Origin of the sequence: Naasia sp. SYSU D00948, from assembly GCF_017916515.1 — a bacterium.
In the GTDB taxonomy this organism is placed as follows: domain Bacteria; phylum Actinomycetota; class Actinomycetes; order Actinomycetales; family Microbacteriaceae; genus Naasia.
In genome coordinates, this window is record NZ_JAFMTA010000001.1 from 1,477,759 (window position 1) to 1,504,312 (window position 26,554).

General features: G+C 71.4%; 27 protein-coding genes and 3 tRNA genes. 18 read left to right on the forward strand and 12 right to left on the reverse strand.

The annotated features are described in order from the left end of the window. Positions 1–52: 52 nt before the first annotated feature. Complete coding sequence (locus J3P30_RS06995) at positions 53–1,402, forward strand: FAD-dependent oxidoreductase (RefSeq protein ID WP_210480211.1); 1,350 nt, start codon at positions 53–55, stop codon at positions 1,400–1,402. Positions 1,403–1,546: 144 nt separating this feature from the next. On the opposite strand, the gene J3P30_RS07000 is transcribed toward J3P30_RS06995, so the two are convergent. After that, positions 1,547–2,449, reverse strand: a complete 903-nt coding sequence (locus tag J3P30_RS07000; protein ID WP_210480212.1) for an alpha/beta fold hydrolase — start codon at positions 2,447–2,449, stop codon at positions 1,547–1,549. A gap of 56 nt (positions 2,450–2,505) precedes the next feature. Here J3P30_RS07000 and J3P30_RS07005 point away from each other — a divergent pair, with 56 nt between their 5' ends. After that, positions 2,506–3,087, forward strand: coding sequence for a TetR/AcrR family transcriptional regulator (locus J3P30_RS07005; protein WP_210480213.1), 582 nt, complete (start codon positions 2,506–2,508; stop codon positions 3,085–3,087). A gap of 27 nt (positions 3,088–3,114) precedes the next feature. Here J3P30_RS07005 and cls read toward each other — a convergent pair whose 3' ends face one another. Continuing rightward, positions 3,115–4,578, reverse strand: coding sequence for a cardiolipin synthase (gene cls, locus J3P30_RS07010; protein ID WP_210480214.1), 1,464 nt, complete (start codon positions 4,576–4,578; stop codon positions 3,115–3,117). A 74-nt stretch (positions 4,579–4,652) separates the two neighbouring features. Further along, positions 4,653–5,141: a YajQ family cyclic di-GMP-binding protein gene (locus tag J3P30_RS07015; protein WP_210480215.1), complete on the reverse strand. Its 489-nt coding sequence runs from the start codon at positions 5,139–5,141 to the stop codon at positions 4,653–4,655. Between the two features lie 129 nt (positions 5,142–5,270). On the opposite strand from J3P30_RS07015, the gene J3P30_RS07020 reads away from it, so the two are divergent. From J3P30_RS07020 to J3P30_RS15555, 7 genes are all read left to right on the forward strand, one after another. Continuing rightward, the gene (locus J3P30_RS07020) at positions 5,271–6,518 is read left to right on the forward strand and encodes a sodium:proton antiporter (protein WP_210481905.1); all 1,248 of its coding nucleotides are present in this window, start codon (positions 5,271–5,273) and stop codon (positions 6,516–6,518) included. Between the two features lie 76 nt (positions 6,519–6,594). After that, entirely contained in the window at positions 6,595–7,266 is a 672-nt protein-coding gene (locus J3P30_RS07025; RefSeq protein ID WP_210480216.1) for a hypothetical protein, read from the forward strand. After that, entirely contained in the window at positions 7,263–7,640 is a 378-nt protein-coding gene (locus J3P30_RS07030) for a DUF1304 family protein (protein ID WP_210480217.1), read from the forward strand. The genes J3P30_RS07025 and J3P30_RS07030 overlap by 4 nt, the downstream gene beginning before the upstream one ends. Before the next feature lie 107 nt (positions 7,641–7,747). Continuing rightward, positions 7,748–7,829 (forward strand) — tRNA-Tyr (locus tag J3P30_RS07035). 112 nt (positions 7,830–7,941) lie between these two features. Continuing rightward, on the forward strand, positions 7,942–8,760 hold the full coding sequence (locus J3P30_RS07040) for an inositol monophosphatase family protein (RefSeq protein WP_210480218.1): 819 nt from the start codon (positions 7,942–7,944) through the stop codon (positions 8,758–8,760). A 309-nt stretch (positions 8,761–9,069) separates the two neighbouring features. Next, positions 9,070–9,765, forward strand: coding sequence for a M23 family metallopeptidase (locus tag J3P30_RS07045; protein WP_210480219.1), 696 nt, complete (start codon positions 9,070–9,072; stop codon positions 9,763–9,765). A 234-nt stretch (positions 9,766–9,999) separates the two neighbouring features. Next, positions 10,000–10,701: a M23 family metallopeptidase gene (locus J3P30_RS15555; RefSeq protein ID WP_210480220.1), complete on the forward strand. Its 702-nt coding sequence runs from the start codon at positions 10,000–10,002 to the stop codon at positions 10,699–10,701. A 2-nt stretch (positions 10,702–10,703) separates the two neighbouring features. Here J3P30_RS15555 and J3P30_RS07055 read toward each other — a convergent pair whose 3' ends face one another. After that, a complete protein-coding gene (locus tag J3P30_RS07055) occupies positions 10,704–12,458 on the reverse strand; it encodes a glycoside hydrolase family 13 protein (RefSeq protein WP_307807431.1) in 1,755 nt (584 codons plus the stop codon). Positions 12,459–12,562: 104 nt separating this feature from the next. On the opposite strand from J3P30_RS07055, the gene J3P30_RS07060 reads away from it, so the two are divergent. Then, positions 12,563–12,634: transfer RNA gene (locus J3P30_RS07060), tRNA-Thr, on the forward strand. Between the two features lie 36 nt (positions 12,635–12,670). Continuing rightward, positions 12,671–12,744, forward strand: a tRNA-Met gene (locus J3P30_RS07065). Between the two features lie 74 nt (positions 12,745–12,818). Here the strand turns inward: J3P30_RS07065 and J3P30_RS07070 are convergent. Both J3P30_RS07070 and J3P30_RS07075 read right to left on the reverse strand, forming a co-directional pair. Further along, positions 12,819–13,583, reverse strand: coding sequence for an MIP/aquaporin family protein (locus J3P30_RS07070; protein ID WP_210480221.1), 765 nt, complete (start codon positions 13,581–13,583; stop codon positions 12,819–12,821). Next, entirely contained in the window at positions 13,580–13,930 is a 351-nt protein-coding gene (locus J3P30_RS07075) for a metalloregulator ArsR/SmtB family transcription factor (protein ID WP_210480222.1), read from the reverse strand. Before J3P30_RS07075 ends, J3P30_RS07070 begins: the two co-directional genes overlap by 4 nt. 109 nt (positions 13,931–14,039) lie before the next feature. Here J3P30_RS07075 and J3P30_RS07080 point away from each other — a divergent pair, with 109 nt between their 5' ends. The 3 genes from J3P30_RS07080 to J3P30_RS07090 all read left to right on the forward strand — a co-directional run bounded on the left by J3P30_RS07080 (position 14,040) and on the right by J3P30_RS07090 (position 16,828). Beyond that, entirely contained in the window at positions 14,040–15,353 is a 1,314-nt protein-coding gene (locus tag J3P30_RS07080; RefSeq protein ID WP_210480223.1) for an NAD(P)-binding domain-containing protein, read from the forward strand. A 41-nt stretch (positions 15,354–15,394) separates the two neighbouring features. Continuing rightward, positions 15,395–16,342, forward strand: a complete 948-nt coding sequence (locus J3P30_RS07085; protein WP_210480224.1) for a metalloregulator ArsR/SmtB family transcription factor — start codon at positions 15,395–15,397, stop codon at positions 16,340–16,342. A gap of 75 nt (positions 16,343–16,417) precedes the next feature. Then, the gene (locus J3P30_RS07090) at positions 16,418–16,828 is read left to right on the forward strand and encodes an arsenate reductase ArsC (protein ID WP_210480225.1); all 411 of its coding nucleotides are present in this window, start codon (positions 16,418–16,420) and stop codon (positions 16,826–16,828) included. Positions 16,829–16,874: 46 nt separating this feature from the next. Here the strand turns inward: J3P30_RS07090 and J3P30_RS07095 are convergent, their stop codons facing one another. Continuing rightward, positions 16,875–17,354 (reverse strand): N-acetyltransferase, encoded by a 480-nt coding sequence (locus J3P30_RS07095; RefSeq protein ID WP_210480226.1) that lies wholly within the window; start codon positions 17,352–17,354, stop codon positions 16,875–16,877. Positions 17,355–17,415: 61 nt separating this feature from the next. Between J3P30_RS07095 and J3P30_RS07100 the strand changes: the two genes are divergently transcribed. Beyond that, entirely contained in the window at positions 17,416–18,612 is a 1,197-nt protein-coding gene (locus J3P30_RS07100; RefSeq protein WP_210480227.1) for an NAD(P)/FAD-dependent oxidoreductase, read from the forward strand. Between the two features lie 209 nt (positions 18,613–18,821). Here the strand turns inward: J3P30_RS07100 and J3P30_RS07105 are convergent, their stop codons facing one another. Next, entirely contained in the window at positions 18,822–20,543 is a 1,722-nt protein-coding gene (locus J3P30_RS07105; RefSeq protein ID WP_210480228.1) for a glycosyltransferase, read from the reverse strand. A 371-nt stretch (positions 20,544–20,914) separates the two neighbouring features. On the opposite strand from J3P30_RS07105, the gene J3P30_RS07110 reads away from it, so the two are divergent. From J3P30_RS07110 to J3P30_RS07120, 3 genes are read left to right on the forward strand one after another with little or no spacing between them, the layout of a single operon-like run. Then, positions 20,915–21,364 (forward strand): MaoC family dehydratase N-terminal domain-containing protein, encoded by a 450-nt coding sequence (locus J3P30_RS07110; protein WP_210480229.1) that lies wholly within the window; start codon positions 20,915–20,917, stop codon positions 21,362–21,364. Then, positions 21,361–21,777, forward strand: a complete 417-nt coding sequence (locus J3P30_RS07115) for a MaoC family dehydratase (protein ID WP_210480230.1) — start codon at positions 21,361–21,363, stop codon at positions 21,775–21,777. Before J3P30_RS07110 ends, J3P30_RS07115 begins: the two co-directional genes overlap by 4 nt. Next, on the forward strand, positions 21,774–22,895 hold the full coding sequence (locus J3P30_RS07120; RefSeq protein ID WP_210480231.1) for a UDP-N-acetylmuramate dehydrogenase: 1,122 nt from the start codon (positions 21,774–21,776) through the stop codon (positions 22,893–22,895). Before J3P30_RS07115 ends, J3P30_RS07120 begins: the two co-directional genes overlap by 4 nt. A gap of 4 nt (positions 22,896–22,899) precedes the next feature. Here J3P30_RS07120 and J3P30_RS07125 read toward each other — a convergent pair whose 3' ends face one another. The 4 genes from J3P30_RS07125 to J3P30_RS07140 are packed head-to-tail and all read right to left on the reverse strand — an operon-like array spanning position 22,900 to position 26,456. Beyond that, positions 22,900–23,547 (reverse strand): response regulator transcription factor, encoded by a 648-nt coding sequence (locus J3P30_RS07125; RefSeq protein WP_210480232.1) that lies wholly within the window; start codon positions 23,545–23,547, stop codon positions 22,900–22,902. Continuing rightward, positions 23,544–24,716, reverse strand: a complete 1,173-nt coding sequence (locus J3P30_RS07130; RefSeq protein ID WP_210480233.1) for a sensor histidine kinase — start codon at positions 24,714–24,716, stop codon at positions 23,544–23,546. Before J3P30_RS07130 ends, J3P30_RS07125 begins: the two co-directional genes overlap by 4 nt. Before the next feature lie 4 nt (positions 24,717–24,720). Next, entirely contained in the window at positions 24,721–25,584 is an 864-nt protein-coding gene (locus tag J3P30_RS07135; RefSeq protein ID WP_210480234.1) for an ABC transporter permease, read from the reverse strand. Then, positions 25,581–26,456 carry an ABC transporter ATP-binding protein gene (locus J3P30_RS07140; protein WP_210480235.1) on the reverse strand — a complete coding sequence of 292 codons (876 nt, stop codon included), beginning with the start codon at positions 26,454–26,456 and terminating at the stop codon, positions 25,581–25,583. Before J3P30_RS07140 ends, J3P30_RS07135 begins: the two co-directional genes overlap by 4 nt. Between the last annotated feature and the right edge of the window lie 98 nt (positions 26,457–26,554).

Genomic DNA, 26,554 nt, shown 5'->3' on the forward strand with positions numbered 1-26,554 from the left:
CTAGAACGGATCCGCTGACGCGGTCCGCAGACAAGGTAAGGAACGACTACGCATGACCAAGCTTCGGCTTGCCATCATCGGCGCGGGCCCGGCGGGCATCTACGCGGCCGACCTCGTCCGCAAGGCGGAGCGCAGCTTCGACGTCTCGATCGACCTGTTCGAGCGGCTGCCCGCCCCGTACGGCCTCGTGCGCTACGGCGTCGCGCCCGACCACCCGCGCATCAAGGGCATCATCTCCGCGCTGCGCGAGGTGCTCGACCGCGGCGACATCCGCTTCTTCGGGAACGTCGAGTACGGCGTCGACATCACCCTCGACGACCTGAAGCGCCACTACAACGCCGTCATCTTCGCGACCGGCTCGACGAAGGACGCGAGCCTCGACATCCCCGGCATCGACCTGCCGGGATCGTACGGCGCCGCGGACTTCGTGTCCTGGTACGACGGGCACCCGGACGTGCCTCGCGAGTGGCCGCTCGACGCCAAGGAGGTCGCCGTCATCGGCAACGGCAACGTCGCGCTGGACGTGGCCCGCATCCTGGCGAAGCACGCCGACGATCTGCTGCCGACCGAGATCCCCGACAACGTCTACGAGGGGCTCAAGGCGTCGCCCGTCACCGACGTGCACGTGTTCGGGCGTCGCGGTCCGGCCCAGGTCCGCTTCACGCCGCTGGAGCTGCGCGAGCTCGGCGAGGTGCACGACGTCGACATGATCCTGTACGACGAGGACTTCGACTACGACGAGGCGTCGAAGACGGCGATCGCGACCAACAAGCAGGTGCTCGTGATCGACCGGGTGCTGCAGCAGTGGCGGAAGCGCCCGGCCGGAACGGCCAGTCGCCGCCTGCACCTGCACTTCTACGCGAAGCCGCTCGAGATCGTCGGCAACGGCAAGGTGGAGGCGTTCCGCTGGGAGCGCACCGAGCCGGACGGCGCCGGCGGCGTCCGCGGCACCGACGAGATCCGCGAGATCCCGGTGCAGGCCGTGTACCGGGCGGTCGGCTACTTCGGCTCCCCGTTGCCCGGCGTCCCGTTCGACGAGCGCCGCGGCGTCATCCCGAACCGCGAGGGCCAGGTGATCGACGACGCCGACGAGCCGGTGAACGGGGTCTACGCGACGGGCTGGATCAAGCGCGGACCGGTCGGACTGATCGGTCACACGAAGAGCGACGCCATGGAGACCCTCCAGCACGTGCTGTCGGACCAGCCGAACTGGTGGACGCCGTCCGAGCCCCAGGAGGAGGCGATCCCCGCCCTGCTCGAGGCGCGCGGCGTCCCGTACACGACGATCGACGGCTGGCACCGGCTCGACTCCCACGAGCTCGCGATCGGCGAGGCGGTGGGCCGCACGCGGATCAAGGTCGTGCCCCGCGAGGACATGACCCGCATCTCCCGCGCGTCCTGACCCCTGGGTCCCCGGCCCCCGCGTCCTCCCCTCTCGCTCAGCAGGAACAGCGGGCCTTCAGCAGGCGGATCTGCGCCCGCGGCACCTGCTGAGGCGCCGACCTTCCTGCTGAACCCCAAGGTGCGGGGGGCGCGGCGGTGGGATTCAGCCGCGGACCGCCACGCGCGCGAGGAAGGCGGCGACCCGTCCGGCGACGTCGTCCGGGTCGGTCAGCCACGGGGCGTGGCCCCCGGGGACGACGTGGAGCTCCGCGTTCGGCAGGGCGGCCTGGACCTGCTCCCCGACCTGAACCGACCCGAACGGGTCGTCGCGCCCCCAGACCAGCTGCACCGGCTGCCGGACGCGGGCCAGGCCGGCCGCGGTCAGGGCGTACTCGGGGCGCGCTCCCCGCAGCCGCAGCGCCGCATGCAGGAGCGTCGGCCAGGCGCTGCGGTACGACGGCAGCGCCTCCATCGCGAGGACCAGCTCCCGGAGCTCCTCGTAGTGGCGGAGGTCGACGCCCGCGCTCGCCAGCGTCCGCTCCACCTGGCGCGGGGATGGACGCTGGAGCCGCAGGAGCAGGGGCCCGAGGCCGCGCACGGACAGCAGCCGCATCGGAGGCGGTGCCGACGTGCCCAGCGCGAGCGCCGGACAGCCGAGGAGGACCAGGGCGGACACCCGCTCCGGGCGCTCTTGTGCGTACCAGAGGGACCAGAGGGCGCCCATCGAGCCGGCGACCAGGACGGCGGCCGGGATGCCGAGCGCGTCGAGGCTGCCGTCGAGATGAGCGACCGCCGTCGCACGCAGATCGCGGACCGGACCGCGGAGCGGGTCGCCGAGCCCGAACCCCGGCAGTTCGAGGGCGTGAGCGCGGTACCCCGGCAGCCGGCCGATCAGCGGGGCCCAGCCCGCGGCCGGCATGCCTCCGCCCGGGACGAACACCAGCGAGGGACCGCTGCCGGTCACGAGGGCGCGTGCCCTGCTGCCGGCCGCGGCGAAGGTCGCCTCCTCCGCCGCGAGCCCCTCGCGCTCGAGGGCTTCGCGCTCGTGCTTCCTGAACTCCTGCATTGGAAACTCCGCCCTTGACACCGTGTCAAGTGCGACGGTACGACTAGGTTTACACCGTGTCAAGAGATGAACCGGCGTCGACCCGTCACCGGATCCTCGAGGCCGCATGGGGTGCCGTCGAGGAACTGGGCGCGGGCGTCCGGATGGGCGACGTGGCTCTGCGAGCAGGGGTCTCCCGTCAGGCCGTCTACCTCCACTTCAAGGACCGGGCGGCTCTGCTCCTCGCGCTCGTCGATCACATGGACGAGACGCTCGAGGTCGACCGCCTCGTGGGCGAGGTGTTCGCCGCACCCGGCGGGGTGGCGATGCTCGACCGGGCCCTCGCGCTGTACGCCCAGCTCACACCGCGCATCGACCGGGTCGCACGCGTGCTCGAGCGATCCGACGACCCCGCCATGGCGGCCGCCTGGCGAGACCGCATGAGCAGGCGGCGCTCCGGACACCTCGCGGTCATCGGCCTCATCGCCGCGGAGGGACGGCTCGCGGATGGGTGGACCGTCGAGGAGGCGGCGGATCTCCTGCAGACGCTGACGCTTCCGGCGACGTGGCGCACCCTCACCGAGGAGCTGGGGTGGACGTCCGAGCAGTACCGGGAGGGTCTCGGACGGACCCTGCGGAGCGCGCTGCTCAAGCCCTGAGCAGCCCACGCGCGCCGGCGCCGGGCCCTACTGCAGGGCGGAGGTCAGACGGGCCAGGTTGTCGACGACGGAACCCGCGAAGTGCTGGCCGCTCCACTCCTCGAGGGTGAGGCGGCGGCTGGCGCGGCGGTAGTCGTCCTCGACGCGGCGCAGCCGGTCGACGAAGTCGCGGCCGCGGACCATCAGCGAGACCTCCATGTTCAGGCTGAAGGACCGCATGTCCATGTTGCTCGAGCCGATGACCGCGACCTGATCGTCGACCGTGACGTGCTTGGCGTGGAGCACGACCGGACGGTGGTACAGCCAGATCACGACGCCGGCCTCCAGCAGCGCCCGGTAGTAGGAGCGCTGTGCGTGGTAGACGAGGAACTGGTCGCCGATCTCGGACACGAACAGCTCCACCCGCACCCCGCGCTGGACCGCGGTGGTGATGGCGTAGAGCATCGACTCGTCCGGGACGAAGTACGGCGAGGAGATGACGATGCGCTCCTGCGCGTAGTACAGGAGCGCGTTGAAGAGCCGCAGGTTGTTCTCGCCCTCGAAGCCGGGGCCGCTCGGCACCACCTGGCAGTCGAGCATGTGCTCGGCGACGTGGTCGTCCATCGGCTCGGCCTCGCGGGCGAGGAACTTGCCCGTCTCGCCGTACCAGTCGGTGATGAAGATCGCGTTGATCCCCGCGACGATCGGGCCGCGGAGCCGGACCATGAGGTCCTTCCACTGCAGCTCGCGTCGCCGGTTGATCCAGCGGTTGTAGCTGCGGTGGATCATGTTCTGCGATCCCATGTAGGCGACGTTGCCGTCGACCACGAGCAGCTTGCGGTGGTTGCGGAGGTCGGGTCGCTGCCAGCGCCCCTTGAGCGGCTGCACCGGGAGCATCAGGTGCCACTCCGCCCCTGACCTGCGCAGCCGGCGGATCGTCCTGCGGTATCCCGGGTACTGCAGCGAGGCCACGTGATCGAGCAGCACCCGCACCGTCACGCCCCGGCGCACGGCGTTCTCGATCGCCGCGAAGAAGGGCTCGGTGGCCCGGTCCGCGGAGAGGATGTAGAACTGCGCGTGCACGTAGCGGCGCGCGCGGTTCACCTCGTCGGCCATGGCCCGGATCGCGTCGTCGTATTCGGGCAGCAGGTGGGCCGAGTTGCCGCCCACCATCGGCATGGAGCCGAGCCTCCGGTTCAGCTCCACCACGGACTCGAGCCAGGAGGGCCACCCGGGCGTCGTGTTGACCCGGTCCATGCCCTCCGTGGTCTCCACGATGAACCGGTCGATCTCGCGCTGCCGCTCCCGCCGCCGCTTCGGCAGCTTGGGGCTGCCGATCAGGAGGAAGAGGATCAGGCCGACGTAGGGGAGGAAGAGGACGAGGAGGAGCCACGCGGTCGCCGACGTCGGCTTCCGGTTGCGGGGGATGACGATGACCGCCCCGATTCGGATCGTCAGGTCGAGGACGATCAGGAAGACGGTGACCGCCAGCGTGGCACTGGCGGAATCCATGCCGGGCAGTCTACTGAGCGCTTCTCACATCCCTCTTTCACGCGTTCGGGGGACGCGGACGAGGGGGAGCGCGATCAGCGGAAGTTGACGAACTGGAGGTCGAGGTCGAGGTCGGCGCCCTTGAGCAGCGCGATCGTCGCCTGGAGGTCGTCCCGGCTCTTGGACTGCACCCGCAGCTCGTCGCCCTGGATCTGGCTCTTCACGCTCTTCGGCGCCTCGTCCCGGATGAGCTTGTTGATCTTCTTCGCGTGCTCCTGGTCGATGCCTTCCTTGAGCTTCGCCTCGATGCGGTACTCGCGGCCGCTCGCGTGCGGCTCGCCGGCGTCCAGGCTCTTGAGCGAGATGCCGCGCTTGATGAGCTTCGTCTCGAACACGTCGAGGACCGCCTTGGCGCGGTCCTCGCTGTTGGCCTTGATGAGGATCGTCTCGCCGCTCCACGCGATCGAGGCGTCGGTGCCCTTGAAGTCGTAGCGCTGCTCGACCTCTTTGCGCGCCTGATTGAGGGCGTTGTCGGCCTCCTGCCGGTCGACCTTGCTCACGACGTCGAACGAGGAATCTGCCATGACGCCATGGTAACGAGCGGCCGCGGAGCGCCTGTCAAGGTCGGCGGGCGCCCGATGCGCCGTGCCTAGGGTGAGCAGGTGCTGGAGTTCGACGGCAGCGGCGCCCCGTTCGCGGTCGTCGGCGTGGCCATGCTGGCTGCCGCGCTGCTCCCGCGAGTCCTCGGACGGCTCCCCGTCTCCATGCCGATGGTCTTCCTGGCCGCCGGCCTGCTGGGCTTCGCGCTCCTGCCCGACCTCCCCGCTCCCGACCCGATGGAGCACGCCGAACTGGCCCTGCACCTCACCGAGGTGTGCGTGATCATCTCGCTCATGGGAGCGGGGCTCGCCCTCAATCGCCGCGTCTCGTGGCGCGGCTGGTCGTCGACGTGGCGCCTCCTCGCGATCACGATGCCGCTCTCCATGCTCGCGGTCGGCGTCCTCGGGTGGGCGGTGCTCGGCCTGGGTGCCGCAGCCGCCCTCCTCCTGGCTGCGGCCCTGGCGCCGACCGACCCCGTGCTCGCGACCGAGGTGCAGGTCAGCGAGCCGGTCACCGAGGCGGAGGCGGCGGACGACGAGATCCGCTTCTCCCTCACCTCCGAGGCCGGACTGAACGACGGGCTGGCCTTCCCGTTCACCTACGCCGCGATCGCCGTCAGCCTCGCCGGCGCGGGCTCGCTCGAGTGGCTCGGCTCCTGGTTCCTCGTCGACGTCGGCTGGCGGCTGGCGGTCGGGGTCACGGTCGGGCTGCTCGCCGGTTGGGCGCTCGGCCGGCTGTTCTTCTCGTCGATCGCCGAGCGGCTCGAGCTGGCGGAGCGCGCGGAGGGCTTCGTCGCGCTCGCGGCGACCTTCCTCGCCTACGGCGTCGCGGAGCTCGCGGAGGGCTACGGCTTCGTGGCCGTCTTCGTCTGCGCGTGCGCGATCCGCGCGGCGGAGCGGACGCACCAGTACCACGGCGTGCTGCACAACTTCGTCGAGCAGGTCGAGCGCCTGCTCACCGTGGTCGTGATCGTGCTGCTCGGCGGAGCCGTCGCACGAGGGCTGCTGGCGAGCGTCGGCTGGCTGGAGATCCTCGTCGCCGCCGCCTTCCTCCTCGTGATCCGCCCGGTCACCGGCTGGGCCGCGCTCACGCCCGGCAAGACGGGCCCGCGGGAGAGGGCGGTCATCTCCTTCTTCGGGGTCCGGGGCGTCGGCTCCCTCTTCTACGTCGCGTTCGCGCTCACGCACGGCGAGTTCCCCGAGGAGGAGCGGATCTGGGGGATCGTCGGCCTCGTCATCGTCGGCTCGATCCTGATCCACGGCGTGGCCGCGACGCCCGTCATGGCCTTGATCGACGAGAAGCGCGCGCGACGGGCGGACCGCCGCGGCGACGGGCACGCCCCGGAGACCGTTCCCGTATGACGTGAAGCCGTTGCCCGGATGTGCGCCGGAGGTGGATCATTGCCCCATCCGACGGAGGCGATAGGACGGCGAGACGATGCCCGAGTCAGGCGGCGAACCCCCCTCGTACCGCGCGCAGCTGCTCGCGACCGAGCACTGGAGCCTCCTCGCCTCCCGGAGCACGACTCAGAGCGAGGTGCTCGTGCGCATCAACATGTTCCTGACCCTGGTGTCGGCGGGGCTCGTGAGCCTCGCCCTCATCGGGCAGGCCACGGGGTTCGGCGAGTCGTTCCGGCTGTTCGCGGTCGTGGTCCTCGCGTTCATCTGCGTGGTCGGCGTGCTGACGCAGGTCCGGGTCCTCAACGTGGGACAGGAGGACCTCATGTACGTCCTCGCGATGAACCGGCTCCGGGGCGCCTATGTCGAGCTGGACCCCGGGGTAGCGCCCTACCTCATGGCCTCCACGCACGACGACGAGGAGGGGATGAGCCGGACGTACTTCTTCCTCGGCAGGAGGAGCTCGCTCAGTCAGCTGTCCGGCAGCAGCATGATCTTCATCATCGTCGTGGTGTCGATGCTGCTCGGGCTGCTCGGCGCCACGATCACCCTGGCGTCGGGTGGACCGACCGGCCTCGCGATCACGATCGGCACCGTCGTCGGGCTCGCCCACGCCCTCGTCGCGGTCGGGATCGGCGGCGTCCAGTTCTACTCGTTCTGGCGCACGTACCGGCCCCTCAGCCCCACCCCGGAGCCCTCCGAGGCGACATGAACGTCGTCGCGCAGATCCTCGCCGTCCTCCTCGGGCTGACCGGGATCGGGGTCGGGATCCTCGAGTCATTCTTCTACCGGCACCCGCGGCTGTTCCCGATCTTCCGCATCCGGCCGGAGGATCGGCGAGCGGTTCGCCTGTGGGTGGTGAACCAGGGCTTCTACAACATGGTCTTCGGACTGGGCAGCATCCTCGGGGTGATCCTCGTCAACACCGGCGAGGTGGTCGTGGGGCGCACGCTCGTCCTGTTCGTCGCCGCCTGCCACATCGTGCTCGGGATCGTGCTCGGGGTCTCCGAGCCGAAGCTGTGGCGCAGCGCCGCGGGGCAGGCAGGGCTGCCGGTGCTCGTGATCGCCGCGACGCTGCTGCCGTGACCCCGGCCGCGGGAGGCGGGGGCCGGGCGAATTTCGCCCGCGTCGGCGCCGCTTGTATCCTTGTCGAGCGCCTCCGGTCGGATCGAACGATTCGGCCGGAGCAGCCTGGCGAGTTACCCAAGCGGCCAAAGGGATCTGACTGTAAATCAGCCGGCATAGCCTTCGGGGGTTCGAATCCCTCACTCGCCACGAACGACGAAAGGACCGCCCGCAGGGCGGTCCTTTCGTCGTCGTCAGCGGGTGGAGGACGAGAAGCGCTCCCGGACACCGCACATCCCATCCCGCGCGGTTGGATGGAGACATGACGCTCGCCCCGCACGGACTCGACGAACTGCTGCTCATCGCCCGCGACACCGCCCTCGCGGCCGGTGCGCTCGCCCTCCAAAGGCGTCGGGACGGCGTCGAGGTCGCGGCGACGAAGAGCTCGCCCATCGACATCGTCACCCAGGCGGACCGGGACGCCGAGGAGCTCATCCGCTCCCTCCTCGCCGACGCCCGTCCGGACGACGGCTTCCTCGGCGAGGAGTCCGGAGCAGGCGGCGGCACGAGCGGGCTCACCTGGGTCGTGGATCCGATCGACGGGACCGTCAACTTCCTCTACGACATCCCCGCCTGGGCGGTCAGCATCGCCGTCGTCGAGGGCGACCCGGACCCGCTGACCTGGCGGGCGCTCGCCGGATGCGTCCTCAACCCGGTCACGGGCGAGGTCTACACCGCCAAGGCCGGCGGGGGAGCGCGGCTCGGGGACGTGGAGCTCGCGGTCAACCGGGACGTGGCCCTCGACCGCGCGCTGGTCGGCACCGGATTCGCCTACGCGCTCGACAGCCGGAGGCCGCAGATCGACGTCGCCTCGGCCGTGCTCGGCCAGGTGCGGGACATCCGCCGCATCGGCTCCGCCGCCCTCGATCTGTGCGGAGTCGCGGCCGGCCGCTTCGACGCCTACTATGAGTGGGGCCTGAATCCGTGGGACCACGCCGCGGGAGCCCTGATCGCCGCCGAGGCGGGGGCCGCGGTGGTGGGCAGGGACGGTGCTCCCGGTGGCAAGGACCTTCTGGTCGCCGCCGCTCCGGAGCTCGCGAGCGAGCTCGCGGTCCTCGTCGAGACGCTTCGCAGCAGGTAAGCGAACCTGAGCGGAACCTCCGAATTCCGATCACTCGCTCGCTTTTAGGTGGCGTCGGCCTCTACGGTGGTTGGCGGCCCTCGTACGGGGGGCATACCCGAACCGTGCCCGTTTCCCGGCGAGCCCCTCGCCGCGCTGATCCCGAGACTCCTACGCGTGCAGCTTTCCCCCTCTTCGTACGTCCCCGTGCCCGGCTCCGACGGCACAGCCCCCCGGCGTTCTGCCGCGGCCCCCGCGCCGACCCGGCGCGGTCGCCGCTCCAGCTGGGTCGAAGGCCCGCGCCAGCCCCGCCCCCGTCGCGGGCTCTCGATGCGCGTCGCGCGGCCGATCGTCACGGCGACGACCATGCTGTCCGTCGTCGCGATGGCGTTCGTGACGTCGGTGCCCGCCAACGCGGTCCTCAACGGCGACGACCTCGTGTCGGTGCAGACCACCGGCTCGGTGACGGCCAAGGCGCAGCGCCTGGCGGAGACCTCCGCCGCCGCAGCGGCGATCAGCCGGGACAACTACACCGCCACGTCGGCTCCCAAAATCACGGTCACCACGCCCACCGGCCCCGTCGCGGTCGCCATGTCGACGGCGGAGGCCGTCCGCTGGCCCTTCGACGGCGAGCTCCGCCTGTCCGACGACTTCGGTCCCCGCGTCTCCCCGTGCTCGGGCTGCTCGTCGATGCACCCCGGCACGGACTTCCTGCCCGGTGAGGGCAACCCGGTCTACTCAATCGCGGACGGGGTCGTGACTCAGGTCGTCTCGTCCGACGTCGGTCTCGGCGTGCACGTCGTCATCGAGCACCTCGTCGACGGTCAGGTCATCACGAGCACCTACGCCCACCTGCAGTTCGGCTCGCTGACGGTCGTGCAGGGCCAGAAGGTGCCGATCGGCACCCAGATCGGGCGGGTGGGCAACACCGGCGCCTCCACCGGACCGCACCTGCACTTCGAGCTCCGCCCGGGTGGCGGGGACCCGATCGACCCCTACGCCTGGCTGTCCGCGCGCGTCGGCTGACCGACGCGCCGTCGGACTGCGCCGCCCCCCGAACGGGGCGACCGGTAGTGTGAGCCCCGTCCGACGACCGGGGGGCGATCAGACGTGCAGTTCACCGAGGCAGCTCTGCGAGATTCCGACCCGTCGAGCCGACGCGTCAGGAGAGCCAGCGCGAGCCGTCCCGGACTCCGCCGGCGCCCCGTCTCGCTCGACCATCGCGGGAGCTCGTCGTCCGCGCGGGCGCCCAAGCCGACCGTGCGCCGGACCTTCCTCAGCGGGCTGACCATCGTCTTCGTGGCTGCCGTCACCCTCGTGACGGTCGTGCCCATCAACGTCCTGATCACGCCTGCGGAACTCGCGGAGGCCTACGCGCCCTCCGTCGTCGTGACGTCGGCGGAGCCGCAGCAGCTGGCCGCCGTGAGCGGCGGCGCCGACGTCCCGATCAGCCGGGACCAGTACACGGTGACCGCGCTGAGGAAGAAGCTCCTCGCGGTGACGGCGGGACGCAGGGCTTCGTACTTCAACGACCCGAGCTGGAAGGTCCAGTGGCCGATCGGTGTCGGCGTGCCGATGTCCGACCAGTTCGGGCCCCGCGTCCTCTGCGCCTCCTGTGGCGTGACGCAGCACCGCGGCACCGACTTCCTGCCGGGCCGCGGCGCTCCCGTTCAGGCGATCGCCGAGGGCGTCGTCCGCTACGTCGAGGAGTCGGACAACGGCCTCGGCGTGCACGCCATCATCGACCACCGCATCGACGGCGAGCTCGTGTCCTCGGTGTACGCCCACATGGAGTTCGGCTCCCTCGCGGTCTATCCGGGTCAGTCGGTGTCCGTGGGCCAGCTCATCGGAACCGTCGGTGACACCGGGTTCTGCTTCGGCCCGCACCTGCACTTCGAGATCCGCCTCGGCGGCACGCAGCACGTCGATCCCGTGGCGTGGCTGGAGCACCACGTCGGCTGAGGTCAGCCCGAGACGCGAAGCCAGACGGTGGTGTCGGCCGGCAGCGCCGCCTCGGAGAGGGGCTCGCTGGAGAGCAGCACCTCGCCGGCGGGCAGCTCGACCGGAGTCTCGCCCGTGTTGGCGACGACGGTGACCTCGCCGACGACGAGCGCGACGACCTGCTCCGAGTAGCCGGGCAGCCACTCGATCGCACCCCTGCCGAGGCCGTGCTCGCGCCGCAGCTCGAGCGCCCGCCGGTAGAGCTCGAGGGTCGAGCCCGGTACCCCCTGCTGCGCATCGCGCGCCAGCTCGGCCCACTCCTCCGGCTGCGGGAGCCACGTCCTGCCGGTCGGGCTGAAGCCGTACGCGGGCGCCGACGCCTCCCACGGAATGGGCACGCGGCACCCGTCGCGTCCGTAGCGCTCGCCTCCGGTGCGGTACCAGGTCGGGTCCTGCCGCGCCTCGTCGGGGAGGTCGATCACCTCGGGCAGGCCGAGGTCCTCGCCCTGGTAGACGTAGGCGCTGCCCGGCAGGGCGAGCATGAGCAGGGACGCGGCCCGAGCGCGCCGGATCCCGAGGTCCGGGATCGGCTTGCCGTCGCTGTTCGGCCCGATGCCGGCCCCCTGAGGGTTCTCGGCAGTCAGCGCGAGCCGGCTCGCATGGCGGACGACGTCGTGGTTCGACAGCACCCACGTGCTGGGCGCGCCGACAGCGCCGAAGGCCGAGAGCGAGTCGGCGATGACACGGCGCAGCGCGGGGCCCTCCCACGGCGTCTCGAGGTACGCGAAGTTGAAGGCCTGGTCCATCTCGTCCGGCCGCACCCACTTGGCGAGCTTGGGCAGCGGATCCACCCACGCCTCGGCCACGAGCATCCGGTCGCCCTCGTACTCGTCCAGCACGCGCCGCCACTCCCGGTAGATCTCGTGGACGCCCTCCTGGCCCCAGTAGGGCGGGGTAGGGGGCTCCTGCGCGGCCTCGGCCTCGATCTCGGGCGTGAGCGGCACGCCGGCCCCGCCCATCGAGCCACCCGTCAGAGGCTTGGCGTAGTCCGGCAGGCCCTCCTCCTTGACCAGACCGTGCGCGACGTCGACCCGGAAGCCGTCGACGCCCCGGTCCAGCCAGAAGCGGAGGATGCGGACGAACTCCGCGCGGACCTCCGGGTTGCTCCAGTCCAGATCGGGCTGGCTCTCGTCGAAGAGGTGCAGGTACCACTGGCCGGGGGAGCCGTCGGGCCGGGCGGTGCGGGTCCAGGCGCGGCCCCCGAACACGGACTCCCAGTTGTTCGGCGGAACGTCGCCGTTCTCGCCCCGGCCGTCGCGGAAGATGTAGCGCGCCCGCTCCCGGCTCCCCTCGGGGGCGGCGAGAGCTTCCTCGAACCACGCGTGCTCCGACGAGGTGTGGTTCGGGACGAGGTCCACGATCACCCGGAGGCCGAGCTCGTGGGCCCGCTCCTGAAGTCGGCCGAAGTCCTCGAGGGTGCCGAAGATCGGGTCGACGTCGCAGTAGTCCGAGACGTCGTAGCCGCCGTCGCGCTGCGGCGAACGGTAGAAGGGGGAGAGCCAGATCGCGTCGACGCCGAGCTCCGCGAGAGCGGTCAGGCGGGCGGTGATGCCGGCGAGGTCGCCCATCCCGTCCCCGTTCGCGTCCGCGAAGGAGCGGGGATAGATCTGGTAGATGACGGCGGAGCGCCACCACTCGTCTCCCCCTGGCGTGGTCGCGACCGGCGCGGGGTCGGCGACCTGCTCGGGCGTCTGGGAGGTGTCGTCTGCGATCGTCACCCCAGCACCCTAGCCAGGCGGCCGGGGCGGCAAGGGAGACGCCGAGGAGGTGCTAACCTCTTACGGTGCCGAAGGCGAGGGGCACGTTTCCGCCGCCTTCACGCGCCCCGATAGCTCAGTGGTAGAGCATCTCCATGGTAAGGAGAAGGTCAAGGGTTCAATCCCCTTTCGGGGCTCGACCTCCAGCACCGCCTCGGCGGGACTGGAGCCGCGGCGGGGTAGCTCAGGTGGTTAGAGCACACGGCTCATAATCGTGGTGTCGCGGGTTCAAGTCCCGCCCCCGCTACTTCCAAGCTCGGCCTCGGCTCCATGCCGACCACGAGCGAGCTCGCCGAGTGCCTCGGCGTCCAGCCAGGCGATCTACGACCTCCGGGTTGAGGTTGACCCCGGCAGGCTCGATCCCGTCGGCAGTTGCTCCAGTTGCTCATCGGCGCGCTCCTCAACGAGGGGCTCGTGCGGGCGCCGCTTCGGGTAGAGGTAGCGAACGACGAGAACGCCGAGGACACCCCCGATCACCTGCGCGCCGATGTACCCGGGAGCCGATGTCGGCGCGATCCCGGCGAAGGTGTCGCTGAACATGCGGCCGACGGTGATCGCCGGGTTCGCGAAGCTGGTCGAGCTGGTGAAGAAGTAGGCCGCGCCGATGTACGCCGCGACGGCCGGCGCCGCGAGGTGCGCCTTGCCGGAACGAGCGAGCGAGAAGATCACGAGCACCAGGCCCGCGGTGGCGACCACCTCGGCGAGAAGATGTGGCCCAGTCAGGCGGTGGGTGGTGCTCCAGTTGAGGGCACCCACGTCGAACATCGCGTTCGCGAGGATGGCGCCGGCGATGCAGCCGAGGATCTGCGCCGGGACGTAGGCGAGGACATCCCGCCAGGGCCGGTAGCCGAGCGCGGCGTCCGCTGCGGACACGACCGGATTGAAGTGCGCGCCGCTGACGTGCTGGAAGACCGCGATCAGCACGAACAGGCCGAGCGCGGTCGCGAGTGCGTTCTCCATCAGCTGCAGACCGCCATCACCCGGTGAGAGGGTCTGCGCGGCGATGCCGGAGCCGACGACGAGTGCGGAGAGCAGCAGGGAGCCGAGGAACTCGGCGACGAGCCTGCGAGTCGCCGCGCCGCTCACGCGGTGACGAGGAGCTCGGCGACCGAGTCGAGCGCGCCCGGGACCAGCCGGTAGTACGCCCAGTTCCCTCGCTGGCTGCGAGTCAGGTAGCCCGCCTCGGTCAGGAGCTTCAGGTGATGCGAGACCGTCGGCTGGCTCAGCCCGATCGGCTCGGTGAGGTCGCAGACGCACGCCTCCGCATCCTCGGAGGCGGCGACGATCGAAATCAGCCGCAATCGCGCGGGATCGGCGAGGGCCTTCAACTTCCGGGCCAGCAGCTCCGCCTGCTCCGAGTCGAGCGTCTCCCTCGTGATCGGAGAGCAGCACGCCGAGATGTCGGTGAGGGGAAGCAGGGTCGACGAGGCCATGGTCAGCATCGTAGCGCTGTATTGACAATCTTCGATACAGCTCGAGATACTCCGTATCGATGAACTTCGATGCGGCGCCGGGTCGGCGCCTATGGACCAGGAAGAGAACATGACCCTCATCGACCTTGCCGCCCCTGTCGTCCGGTCCTCTCGACTCGACGGATTGCCGGTCGCCATCATCGGCGCCGGACCCATCGGCCTCGCCGCCGCGGCTCACCTGCTGGAGCGCGGTCAGGACTTCGCGATCTACGAAGCGGGGAAGTCGGCCGGTGCTGCTGTCGCCGCCTGGGGGCACATCCGTCTCTTCTCGCCGTGGAAGCACCTCGTCGACCCTGCCGCGCGCCGTCTGCTCTCCGCCGCCGGCTGGGCCGAGCCGGAGCCCGAGGGGCTGCCGACCGGGGGCGAGCTCGTCGCCGACTACCTTGCGCCCCTGGCCGCCCTTCCCGCGATCGCGTCGCGCACCCTGACCGGAGCGGAGGTGGTCAGCGTGAGCCGAGAGGGGATGGATCGCACCCGCTCGACCGGACGCGCTCAGACTCCGTTCCTGCTGCGGCTGCGCACCGCCGACGGCGTGAGGGAGGTCACGGCCCGTGCCGTCATCGACGCTTCCGGGACCTACCGGACCTCGAACAGCCTCGGCTCCAGCGGCCTGGACCCTCTCGGGTTGGACGAGGTCGGCGAACAGGTCACGAGCGCGATGCCGGATGTGCTCGGCGCGGAGCGGAAGCGCTTCGCCGGCCGTCGCGTCGCCGTCGTCGGCGCCGGTCACTCCGCCGCGAACACGCTGCTGAACCTCGCGACGCTCGCCGCCGAGGAGCCCGGCACCGAGGTCGTCTGGGTGATCCGGAACAAGAGCGCCGTCCGCGTCACCACCTCCGCTGAGGACGAGCTCCAGGCCCGCGCCTCGATCGGGGCCCGCGTCGATGCCCTGGTCGACGCCGGGACGATCGAACGTGTGGACAGCTTCGAGGTCGTCCGGCTGCGGAGGACCTCGGACGGCCGCGTCGAGCTCGTGGGTCGTCGTGGCGATGGCCTTTCGAGCATCGAGGTCGACCTCGTCGTCAACGCCACCGGCTTCCGCCCCGACCTGGACATGCTGCGCGAGATCCGCCTCGAGCTGGACGAGATCGTCGAGGCGCCCAAGCGTCTCGCGCCGCTCATCGACCCGAACGTCCACACCTGCGGCACGGTCGAGCCCCACGGCTTCGCCGAGCTCGAGCAGCCGGAGCCGAACTTCTTCCTCGCCGGCATGAAGAGCTACGGCCGCGCGCCCACGTTCCTGCTCGCGACCGGGTACGAGCAGGTGCGCTCGATCGTCGCGTTCCTCGACGGAGACGTCCGGGCCGCGCGCAACGTCGAACTCGTCCTCCCCGCCACGGGCGTCTGCTCGACAGGAATCGGAGGCGGCTCCTCCTGCTGCTGATGTCCGTCCGGCATGGCCCCGACCCTCGTAGACTCGCGGCCATGCCGGACGGACACGAGCTCGACGTCGTCGAGCGGAGTGTCGCGGAGCGGGCCGCGCGAACCGCCCGGACCCTGACCGACCCGACCCGGATGCAGATCCTCAGCCTCATCGTCGGAAGCCCCGACGGGCGCGCGCTCGTCGGTCAGCTCGCCGAGCGGCTCCGACTCCGACAGCCGACCGTCAGCCACCACGTCCGCATCATGGTGGACGAGGGCATCCTCGACCGCGACCAGCAGGGACGGGTCGCCTGGTACTCCATCCGTCCGGAACGCCTTCCGCAGGTCCTCGACCTGCTCCATGGCGCCGCTCCCGCCGAACACGACGAATCCGTGCTGGGCCGCATCGCCGACGACCTCGCCCTCCGCTTCGAGGGGATGTTCTCGCCAGAGACGGTGGACCGGTACGTCCGGGAGAGCTACGAGATGCTCGCGACCCGGGCCAAGATCACCAAGTACCTCCCATCGCTGACGGGAAAGTTCGCGGCCGACCGGCTGCGCGCCCTCGCGAGCGCGGAACGCCACCTCCGCGCGGCGGTGCCGGAGGTCCTCTTCGTCTGCGTGCAGAACGCCGGCCGCTCCCAGCTCGCGGCGGCGATGCTCCGCTTCCTCGCCGGAGACAGGGTCGAGGTGCGCACGGCGGGATCGGAACCGGCGCCGGACGTGAACCCTGCGATCGTCCGCGTCCTCGACGAGATCGGCGTGCCGCTGGCCGGCGAGTTCCCCAAGCCGCTCACCGACGAAGTCGTTCGCGCATCCGACTACGTGATCACCATGGGCTGCGGCGACGCCTGCCCGATCTACCCCGGCAAGACCTATCTGGACTGGGATCTGCCCGACCCCGTCGGCAAGTCGATCGACGAAGTCCGCCTCATCCGCGATGACATCTCCACACGCGTCCGGTCCCTCCTGACCCAGATGAACCTTCCGTCTCCGGTGAACGACCGGTGAAACCTCTCCGCGACACCTTTCTCGACCCATAGATAGGCGCCTATGCTTCAAGCGAGCCGTGAAGGAGAGAACCAAATGAGCGACACCCCCACCGTCCTGTTCGTCTGCGTGCACAACGCCGGCCGCTCCCAGATGGCCGCCGGCTACATGGAGGAGCTGTCCCAGGGACGCGTTCAGGTGCTGTCCGCCGGCTCGGCCCCGAAGGATCAGATCAACCCCGTCGCCGTGCAGGCCATGGCGGAGGAGGGCATCGACATCGCGGGCAACGTGCCGAAGATCCTGACCACTGAGGCGGTCAAGGAATCGGACGTCGTGATCACCATGGGCTGCGGCGACGAGTGCCCCTTCTTCCCGGGCAAGCGCTACGAGGACTGGGAGCTCGTCGACCCGGCCGGCAAGGACATCACCGTCGTCCGCGAGGTCCGAGACGACATCAAGCAGCGTGTCCAGCGGCTCCTGTCCGAGATCCTGCCCGTCACCGCCTGACTCAAGGCGCACCTGGCCACCCGGACCTGGCTCGACTCCCCACGCCCTACTGCAGCCGCTTCCTCAGGAAGTACCGCTCCTGCCCCGATCCGGCCGGCATGTCGTCGATGGTTCCGTAGACGCTGTAGCCCTGCTTCTCGTAGAAGCCGAGCGCCTGGAAGGACATGGTGTCGAGCATCGAGTGGCGGCAGCCGCGCTCGAGCGCTGCCCGCTCGGCGCGCTCGAGGAGCTCCGTGCCCACGCCCTGACCCTGCAGCGACTCGTCGAGCCAGAGCGTCTCGACGTAGAGCCAGCCCCAGTACGTGCCTCCGGTGAGGCCGCCGATAGTCCTGCCGGCTGCGTCGCGGACGAACAGGGCGAGGGGCTCCCAGTTCGTGGGGCCGACGTGACGGACGTTGTACGCGTCGAGTCCCTCTCGCACCGCGCGACTGTCGTCGGCGCTCGGCTCTTCGCTGAACGTGATCGTGTAGGCGTCTGCGCGCTCGTCGTCGGCCACGACGGTTCCCTCCCTGCGGTCGCCGGTCACCAAGGTTCGCTCCCTAGCCTGGGGCGATGGACACTCCCACGATCCTCCCGCGGCGCGCCTCGTGACCTCGCACCATCGCGTCGTGGTCGTCGGCGGCGGCAACGCGGGTCTCTCCGTCGCAGGCCGGCTCGCGCGCTACGGGGTCGACGACGTCGTCGTGGTCGAGCCCCGCGAGCATCACCGCTACCAGCCGCTGTTCTCGCACGTGGCCGGCGGCACGGCCAGGGCGAGCCAGGCGGTGCGCCGTCAGGCCGACGTGATCCCGCGCCGGGTCGGCTGGATCCAGGACGCCGTGGCCGAGTTCGACCCGGACTCCGACACGGTGCGCCTCTCCTCCGGCGAGGAGCTCGGCTACGACCACCTGATCGTCTGCCCGGGCATCCAGGAGGACTGGGACAGCATCCCGGGCCTGTCCGAGGCGATCCGGACCGGTGCGGCGGCGTCGCACTACGCGTTCGAGCTGCTCGGGACGGCGTCGCGCCGCCTGCGCGACCTGCGGGCCGGGACGGTGGTGTTCACTCAGCCGCCGGGACCGGCGAGCTGCGCGGGAGCAGCGCAGAAGCCGATGTACCTCGCCTGCGACTACTGGCGGGCGACCGGCGTGCTCGCCGACATCCGGGTCGTGTTCGTCGTCCCCACACCGACGATGTTCGGGATGCCGGCGATCGACGAAGAGCTCGAGCGCAAGGTCGAGGAGTACGGCATCGAGGTCCGGCGCGAGGCGCGGCTGCTCGAGGTGGATGCGCCGGGCAGCACCGCCCTGATCGGTTCCACCGCGGACGGGACGGAGCGGATCGCCTACGACTACCTCCACGTGGTTCCCCCGCAGTCCGCCCCCGACTTCCTCAAGGCGAGCCCGCTGCCGGCTCCCGGCGACCCCGGCGGCTTCGTCGAGGTCGACCCGCGCACTCTGCGGCATGCGCGCTACCCCAACATCTGGTCGCTCGGGGACGCGGCCGCGACCACCAACTCGAAGTCCGGCGGGGCGCTCCGCAAGCAGACGAAGGTGCTGGCCCGCAACCTGGTCGCGGCGCTGGACGGCCGAGAGCCCGTCGCCCGGTACGACGGGTACTCGGTATGCCCCTTCACCGTCTCGCGGAGGACCATGGTCTTCGCCGAGTTCGACGACGAGTACCGGCCGCAGCCGACGATCCCGTTCTGGCCGGGGCTCGCGCGCGAACGGCGCCTCACCTGGCTCGCCGACCGGTACGTGCTGCCCTGGGTCTACTGGCACCTCATCCTGCAGGGGCGGGCGTAGGCCGGCGCGCCATCACCGAGAGCTCGAGTTCCCTACCACAGACGGACCGGTTCGAGATGTCCCCCGAATGGGGTGGACCGGACCCCGCCGAACCACTACGTTGGGCTGGGCGCTCCCTTCGGGTAGCCGGGGCGTTGCCTTCGGGAATCCTGCGGGCCGTCTGGACGGGCTGGTCCAGGCGGCCCGCAGTCTCGGCGAGAGCCTCGCCGTCAGTCGTGAAGCGGCAGCCGCACGAGTCCGCCCTGGATCCGCAGCTCGAGCTCACGCGTGAGCGGCATGTCCTCCGGCAGCCACGCGGCCGCCCCTTGAGGGAACTGGACCGCCGCCCTCCAGATGCCGTGACGGAGGGTCCGCCGGACCCCGCCGACGGCCCTCAGCACGACGGCGTCGGGTCCGCGGAGGGTCACGGCCGCCGAAACCTGGTCGGGGGAGACGTCCACGCCGCGGAGCCGGAAGTCGGCGGACACTGCGAACGAATCCCGCCGCCGCACGAACCGCGAGTCGCGGATCTCGGCGGTGAACGAGGGCACCGGCCGGAGATGTCGTTCGCGCGCGCGCTCGAGCACCGTCCGCCAGCGCTCCAGCACCGCCTCGTCGGAGAAGGCGGACGCCTGCCGCGCCGCCTGCTCCCGCATGCCGTCCGGAACCCCGCGAGCAATGGCGGCGATGCGGTCGGAGAGGGCCGGAACGTCGGCGGGCGGGACCAGGAAGCCGCTGCGCCCGTCCTCGATGATGTCCGCCGGTCCGTAGGGGATGTCGTAGCTGATCGGGATGCAGCCCCGCGACATCCCCTCGGTGAGGACGAGCGGGAAGCCTTCGGAGCGGCTCGTGAGGAGGAAGAAGGAGGCGCGACGGAACTCGTCGAGCGCGTCCGGGCGGAAGCCGTGGAGCACGACCGGGCCGGCGACGCCGAGCTCCGCCACGAGGGCCTCGAGCTCCGGCCGCAGGGGACCCTCGCCGTAGACGTCGAGCCGGACGTCGGCGCCCGACTCCCGGGCGAGGGCGACGGCCCGGATGGCGTCGTCGACGCGCTTGCGGTCGATGAGGCTGCCGAGAAGCACGCCCCGGAGCGGGTCGCGCGGCTCCGGGGGCGACGGCGTCGGGAGTGCGGCGGCGTTCGGCACGACGTGCACGGCGTCGGAGCGTCCGAGGAGGACGGCGAGGTCGTCGCGCTGCCGCTCCGACAGCACCACCACCGCGTCGAGGTCGTCCAGACGGGGCAGGACGTCGATCCGCGTGGGCTTGAGCGGTGCCCAGGGACGCGACTCCCCGTCCAGATGCGAGTTGTGCAGCACGTGGATGCGCGTCGCCCGCGGCGACCGGTACTCCAGCAGTGCGCCGGCGGCCGCCTTGCTGTCCACGACGAGGAACGCGTCCTCATCGCCGAGGACGGTGTCGAGCCACCAGTGGTAGAACGGCCGGGCCCTCGTGAAGCCGAAGACCGGGACTCCCGCGGCATCGCACAGCACGATGGAGCGGCCGCCCAGCTCTCCGGGCACCCGGGTGTCCCGGCGGTCGCTGATGGCGAGAGTGCCGTCGGGACGGCGGCGGTCCAGCTGGAGCAGTGTGCCGTCGGCGGCCCGGCGGAGGCTCGTGCGGCCTCCCGCGGGCAGGGGGGCGAAGCCGTCGAGCGCAGCCGCCTTCGTTCCTGCAGGCGGTCCCGGCCGCGCCGGGGCGTCCGTCAGCTCGTCCCAGAGGTTCCGGACCCGCAGGAGAGGGTCCAGTCTCCCGTCCGCGCGCAGATCGCTCACGATCCGGTCGTAGTCGTCCCGGGCGTCGAAGGTGAGGATGTCGACGGGGGCCCCCGTCGACTGCGCGAACGTCCGGGATCGCCTCAGCATCGCGGAAGTCATGCCGCCGAACGTCCGCTCGAGACCCCACAGGACAGCGAACTGGCGGCCGCTCGGAAGCGGCGCGGAAGCGATGCTCATCGGGCACCTCCCGGGCGCGTCTCAGGCTTCCCGCCAGCCTAGGGCGAGTGTCGGAGGCCCCTCCTAAACTGGGGGCACCGACACGCCCGGGACACAACATCTATGGAATGACACGAGTGTCATTCCCGTTATATAGTGAAGCACTACCGCAAGGTGGATGACAGCGACAGCTCATCGAAGGGGAGACGCTCATGGAATTCGACAACGAACTCGGCTACGCGGTCCCGGTCGACCCGATGGACCTCCTGCAGTGCGACAGCTGCCAGTGAGCTGGCGCTGACACGAAGCGGAAGAGCCCCCGAGCGCATGGCGCCGGGGGCTCTCGCTTTGCAGCGGCGAGGGGGCTCATGGCGCGAAACTAGACTGACGGGGTGGCAGTGAATCCGGCGGTCGAGGGCCGAAGCTATCCGCCCACCGAGCCCTACCTCGTCGGACGCGAGAAGGTGCGCGAGTTCGCCCGGGCCGTCTTCTCCGCGGATCCCCTGAGCCTCGACCCGGCCGCGGCCCGCGAGGCCGGCTTCGCGGACGTCGTGGCGCCGCCCACGTTCGCCGTCGTGGTCCAGGAGCACACGCTCGCCCAGCTCCTCGCCGACGAGGAGGCGGGCGTCGACTTCACGAGGGTGGTGCACGGCGACCAGCGGTTCAGCTTCACCCGGCCGATCGTCGCGGGCGACGAGCTCACAGCGACGCTGACGATCACGGGCGTGAAGAGCCTCGGCGGCAACTCGATGGTCACGGCCGAGTCCGTGATCCGCGACGGTGCCGGCGAGCACGTCGTCACTGCCGTGTCGACGCTCGTGGTGCGGGGGGAGGACTCGTGACCGAGCTGGCCGTGGGCGATGTGGTCGCCGAGCGCACGATCCCGCTGACGCGCGACTCGCTCGTGCGCTACGCCGGCGCGTCCGGCGACTTCAACCCCATCCACTACCGGGACGACGTGGCCGAGCAGGTGGGCCTTCCCGGTGTCCTCGCGCACGGGATGCTGACGATGGGCGCCGCGGTGCAGCCGGTCGTCGACTGGGCGGGCGGCGCCTCCCGCGTCCGGGACTACCAGGTCCGGTTCACGCGCCCGGTCGTCGTCGACCCCGTCGAAGGGGCGACGCTCGAGGTGACCGCGAAGGTCGGCGCTCTCGACACCGAGGCGGGAACCGCGCGCATCGACCTCACGGTGAGGGCAGCCGGCGCCACCGTCCTCGGCAAGGCGCAGGTCGTCGTGCTCGTGCCGGGAGCATGAGCGCGCCGGTCGGGGTCACCGAGGAGGAGGACGTCGCGCTCGCCTCGCTGACCACCCTCCGGGTCGGCGGCCCCGCTCGCCGCGTCGTGCGCGCCGGATCGGCGGTGGAACTCGTCGAGGCCGCGCTCGACGTCTGGTCCGATGGAGAGCCGTGGCTCGTCGTGGGCGGAGGCTCGAACCTCGTCCCCTCGGATGAGGGATTCGACGGGACGGTCCTCCTCCCGGTCGGGCGCGGCATCCGCACGCTCGACCCGTCGCCGGACGGCCGGGTGCTGCTGCGGGTCGACGCGGGGGAGCCGTGGGACGACCTCGTCGCCTTCTGCGTGGACGAGGGCCTCGCCGGCATGGAGGCGCTCTCCGGGATCCCGGGATCGACCGGGGCGGCTCCCATCCAGAACATCGGCGCCTACGGGCAGGAGCTCGGGGCGAGCGTCGTCGCGGTCGAGTTCCTCGACTACGCCACCGGCGACCTGTCGCGGCTCCCGGCCGCCGAGCTGGGGCTCGGGTACCGCACGTCGGTGTTCAAGCGCGGTCGCCAGGGGATCGTCACCGAGGTGGAGTTCGAGCTCACCGCGTCCGAGCTGAGCGCGCCGGTCCGCTACGCGCAGCTGGCGAACGCCCTCGGCGTCGAGCTCGGGGACCGGGTGCCGCTGCGGGAGCTGCGCGATGCCGTCCTCGACCTGCGGCGCAGCAAGGGGATGGTGCTCGATCCGGGGGATCCCGATTCGGTGAGCGCCGGATCGTTCTTCACCAACCCGGTCGTCGGCGAGAGCTTCGCTCGCACCCTTCCCGCCGAGGCGCCACGGTGGCCGGTCGGAGGCGAGGACGCGGACGTCATCGCCTCGCTCGGCGACCCGATCGCCGCTCCGGTCCCCCACGAGCACCGGGTGAAGCTCTCCGCCGCCTGGCTCATCGAGCGCTCGGGCGTGACCCGCGGCTTCAGCCTGCCAGGATCGCGTGCCGCCGTCTCGTCCAAGCACTCCCTCGCGATCGTGAATCGCGGCGGGGCGACGGCCGAGGAGATCGCCGAGCTCGCCCGGTTCATCCGCGCCCGGGTCCAGACCGAGTTCGGGGTCCTGCTCCAGCCCGAGCCGGTGCTGGTCGGCCTGACGGTCTGACCCGCTAGCGGTTCGGCGGCAGCAGGCCGAGCTCGAGCGCGCGCGTCACCGCCCTGGTGCGGTCGCCGACCTCGAGCTTCTCGAACACGTGCAGCAGGTGGGTCTTGACCGTCGCCTCGCCGATGAACAGCTCGCGCGCGATCTCCGGGTTGCTCCGGCCGGCGGCGACGAGGGTCAGCACCTCCTGCTCCCGGGTGCTCAGCCGCACCGCCGGGCGGCTCTCCTTCCGCACCCGGCCGACCAGCGTCGCCGCGATGGACGGCGCCAGCACGGTGTCGCCGGCCGCGACCGACAGGATGCCCGCGAGGATCTCCTCGCGCGGCGCGGCCTTCAGCAGGTACCCGCTCGCGCCGGCGGTGATGGCGTCGAGGATGAGCGTGTCGCTCTCGTAGGTGGTGAGCACGAGCACCCGGGCGCCGGAGCCGCCCGCGGCGATTCGCTCCGTCGCGCCGACCCCGTCCAGGCCCGGCATCTGCAGGTCCATGAGCACGACATCCGGCCGGAGCTCCTCAGTGAGCCGGACCGCCTCGGCCCCGTCCGCGGCCTCGCCCACGACGTGCAGTCGCTCGTCGTCCGCGAGGAGCGCCACGATGCCGCTCCGGACGATCGGATGGTCGTCCGCCACCAGCACCCGCACCGGCGCCTCGCTCATGCCGTCCTCCTTCCCTCGCCCGCGATCGGGGCCCGCACCGTCAGTCTGGTGCCGCCGCCCTCGCGGGGCGCCACGGCGACGTCGCCGCCCACGAGCTCCAGCCGTTCCCGCATGCCGGCGATGCCGAACCCCGGCGACGACTCCGGCATCCCGGCGGCGAGGCCGCGGCCGTCGTCCTCCACGGTGAGGACGACGCCGTCCGGCGCCTCCTCGATCGTCAGCGACGCCGCCCGTGCCCCGGAGTGCTTGCGGATGTTCGCGAGGGCCTCCTGGGCGCAGCGCAGGAGCACCACCTCGAGCTCCCGGGGCACCCGCGCCTGCACGTGCGCCGACACCGCGATCCCGGTCTCCCGCTCGAACCGCGCCGCCAGCCGGTCCGCGGCGTCCGCGAGGCCACCGTCGACCGCGACGGATGCGTTCGCGGCCACGACGGCCCGGGCCTCCGTGAGCGCGTCCCGCGCGATGGACTCGATGAGCGCGAGGTCCTCGCGGAGCTGCTGAGGCGTCCTGGCCGGCGATGAGGCGCGCTGCGCGGTGATCACGAGCCCGGTGAGGCTCTGCGCGAGAGTGTCGTGCAGCTCCCGGGCGATGCGCTCGCGCTCGGCCGCCGTCCCCTGCTCCCGGTTGGCCGCGGCGAGCCGGTCCTGCGCCGCTGTGAGCTCGTCGAGGAGCCGCGCGCGCTCCTCGCCCCACTCGGCGATGCGGGTGATCCACAGTCCGAAGGCGAGGCTGAACGCGAGGGACAGCGCCGTGATCGCGGCGGGGGCGAACACGGAGCCGTCGTAGGCGACGACGAGGCCGGCGAAGACCCCGACCGCGACCGCCGCGTTCCAGGCCACGGCCGCCCGCGTGGACTCGGACCGGACCCAGACGAAGGGGTAGACCAGGGACTGCAGCAGGGCCGCGTTCGGCTGGATCGCGATCACCGCGGCCGCGAGCAGGATCAGCACGGCCGCGAAGGCGGCGCCCACCCGCGGCCGGGCGAACGACAGCCGGCCGAACGCGAGCCAGCAGAGCGGGACGAGCGCGAGGAGCACGCCTGCCGCCAGCCGGCGCTCCGGGGCGCTCTCCTGCGCCATGGTCAGGGCGAACGCCGCCAGCGGCACCCCGGCGAACGCGAGGTGCCACCAGCGGAGGGACCGGGCGAGGCCGGTCGCGGGATCGCTCACCGGGTCAGGAGTCCTTGCGGATCCAGCGGAAGGCGAACCGGCACGCGATCAGCCCGGCGACGAGCCACACGCCGAGGACGAGCGCCGTGGTGCCGAGGTCCCAGGTGCCGGTCTGCTCCTGGGCGGCGAAGGCGTCGGGGAGGAACACCGAGCGCATGCCCTGGGCCATCCACTTCAGCGGGAACACCGAGGCGAGGTTCTGCAGCCAGTCGGGCAGCGCCGCGAAGGTCACGTAGACGCCGGAGACGAACTGGAGCACGAGCACGATCGGGATGATGACCGCGGACGCGCTCTTGCCCGAGCGCGGCACACCGGACAGGGCGATCCCGAGCACCGCGGACGTCCCGAGCCCGAGGAGGTACACCCACGCGAACGTGACCCACTTCTCCGGCGCGGTCGGCAGCGGGACGCCGAACAGGATGCGCGCCACCGCGAGCAGGAGCGCGAGCTGCAGCAGCGACGTCACGAGCACCTGGCCGAACTTGCCGAGGAAGTAGGACAGGACAGGCAGGGGCGTGCCGGCCAGCCGCTTCAGCGTGCCGTCGCCCTTCTCCATCGCGATGTCGATCGCGAGGTTCTGCACGCCGGAGAGCAGGAGGCCCGCTGCCGCCATGCCCGGGAGGTAGGAGTGGGCCATGCTGATCCCGTTCACCGGATCGGGCTGCCCGTTCACGCCGACGAGGCCCGCGCCGCTGAAGGCGACCGAGAAGATCGCGAGCATCACGACGGGGAACAGGAACGTGAAGAAGAGGGTGTCGCCGAGCCGGAAGTAGCTGCGGATCTCGTACGCAGCCCGGGACAGGCCGAGCCTCAGCGCCGACGGCCGCCGGGCGGCCACCGCGCGCAGGGGGAGTGCCGTGGTGCTCATGATGAGACCTCCGTCGCCGAGCCCGCCGCGACGAGCTCCAGGTAGACGTCCTCCAGGGTGGGCCGGGCGACCTCGAGGTCCTCCGGCTCGTGGCCGAGGCGGCGGACCAGCTCGCTCACGACGGCGCCGGGCGTCTCGGTGCGCAGCTGGCGGCGCTCGCCGCGCTCGGTCCACCGGACGGTGGGGGTGCGGGCGTCCTCGCCGCCGAGCTCCGCGATCGCGCCGGACGCGACGATCGCCCCGCCCGCGATCACCGCGGCGCGGTCGCTCAGCTGCGCCGCCTCGTCGAGGTAGTGGGTGGTCAGCAGGATCGTCGTCCCCTCGCCCTGGAGGCGGCGGATGAGCTCCCGGAACCGCCGCCGGGCCTCCGGATCGAAGCCCGTGGTGGGCTCGTCGAGGAACAGCAGCTCCGGGCGGCCGATGATCCCGAGCGCCACGTCGACGCGCCGGCGCTGTCCGCCCGAGAGGGCCTTGATGCGGGTCGTCGCCTTCTCCTCCAGTCCGACGGAGGCGATCACCTCGTCGACGTCGCGCGGAGCGGGGTAGAAGCCGGCGAAGTGGGTCAGCTGCTCGCGGACCGTGACGTTGCCCGACTCGCCGGTGCTCTGCAGCACGATCCCGAGGCGCGCCTTCCAGTCGAGGTCGCCCTCGTGCGGATCCACGCCGAGGACGGACACGCTGCCCGACGTCCGCTCGCGGTAGCCCTCGAGGATCTCGATGGTCGTCGACTTGCCGGCGCCGTTGGGGCCGAGCAGGGCGAACGTCTCGCCGCGGAAGATGTCGAAGTCGATGCCGCGCACCGCCTCGCGGGTGCCGTAGCGCTTCACCAGGTCGCGCACCCGGACGACCGGCTCGGATCGGGGGATGTCCATGGCGACCATGCTGGCCGCGCCCGCTCGCTCCCGGCACCGGCCGATGGTCTGATTCCGGCATCCACCGACCGGTGGATGCCGCCGCTGGTCGCGCGGAC

Bases quoted from the DNA above. Each gene is read 5' to 3' on its own strand.
- cls (WP_210480214.1), bottom strand. From the start codon at position 4,578: ATGGATTCCGCCAGTGCCACGCTGGCGGTCACCGTCTTCCTGATCGTC.
- J3P30_RS07015 (WP_210480215.1), bottom strand. From the start codon at position 5,141: ATGGCAGATTCCTCGTTCGACGTCGTGAGCAAGGTCGACCGGCAGGAG.
- J3P30_RS07020 (WP_210481905.1), top strand. From the start codon at position 5,271: ATGCTGGCTGCCGCGCTGCTCCCGCGAGTCCTCGGACGGCTCCCCGTC.
- J3P30_RS07000 (WP_210480212.1), bottom strand. From the start codon at position 2,449: ATGCAGGAGTTCAGGAAGCACGAGCGCGAAGCCCTCGAGCGCGAGGGG.
- J3P30_RS07105 (WP_210480228.1), bottom strand. From the start codon at position 20,543: ATGAGCATCGCTTCCGCGCCGCTTCCGAGCGGCCGCCAGTTCGCTGTC.
- J3P30_RS07135 (WP_210480234.1), bottom strand. From the start codon at position 25,584: ATGAGCACCACGGCACTCCCCCTGCGCGCGGTGGCCGCCCGGCGGCCG.
- J3P30_RS07090 (WP_210480225.1), top strand. From the start codon at position 16,418: ATGAGCGACACCCCCACCGTCCTGTTCGTCTGCGTGCACAACGCCGGC.
- J3P30_RS07045 (WP_210480219.1), top strand. From the start codon at position 9,070: ATGCGCGTCGCGCGGCCGATCGTCACGGCGACGACCATGCTGTCCGTC.
- J3P30_RS07075 (WP_210480222.1), bottom strand. From the start codon at position 13,930: ATGGCCTCGTCGACCCTGCTTCCCCTCACCGACATCTCGGCGTGCTGC.
- J3P30_RS06995 (WP_210480211.1), top strand. From the start codon at position 53: ATGACCAAGCTTCGGCTTGCCATCATCGGCGCGGGCCCGGCGGGCATC.
- J3P30_RS07085 (WP_210480224.1), top strand. From the start codon at position 15,395: ATGCCGGACGGACACGAGCTCGACGTCGTCGAGCGGAGTGTCGCGGAG.
- J3P30_RS07030 (WP_210480217.1), top strand. From the start codon at position 7,263: ATGAACGTCGTCGCGCAGATCCTCGCCGTCCTCCTCGGGCTGACCGGG.
- J3P30_RS07025 (WP_210480216.1), top strand. From the start codon at position 6,595: ATGCCCGAGTCAGGCGGCGAACCCCCCTCGTACCGCGCGCAGCTGCTC.
- J3P30_RS07080 (WP_210480223.1), top strand. From the start codon at position 14,040: ATGACCCTCATCGACCTTGCCGCCCCTGTCGTCCGGTCCTCTCGACTC.
- J3P30_RS07125 (WP_210480232.1), bottom strand. From the start codon at position 23,547: ATGAGCGAGGCGCCGGTGCGGGTGCTGGTGGCGGACGACCATCCGATC.
- J3P30_RS07120 (WP_210480231.1), top strand. From the start codon at position 21,774: ATGAGCGCGCCGGTCGGGGTCACCGAGGAGGAGGACGTCGCGCTCGCC.
- J3P30_RS07040 (WP_210480218.1), top strand. From the start codon at position 7,942: ATGACGCTCGCCCCGCACGGACTCGACGAACTGCTGCTCATCGCCCGC.
- J3P30_RS07140 (WP_210480235.1), bottom strand. From the start codon at position 26,456: ATGGACATCCCCCGATCCGAGCCGGTCGTCCGGGTGCGCGACCTGGTG.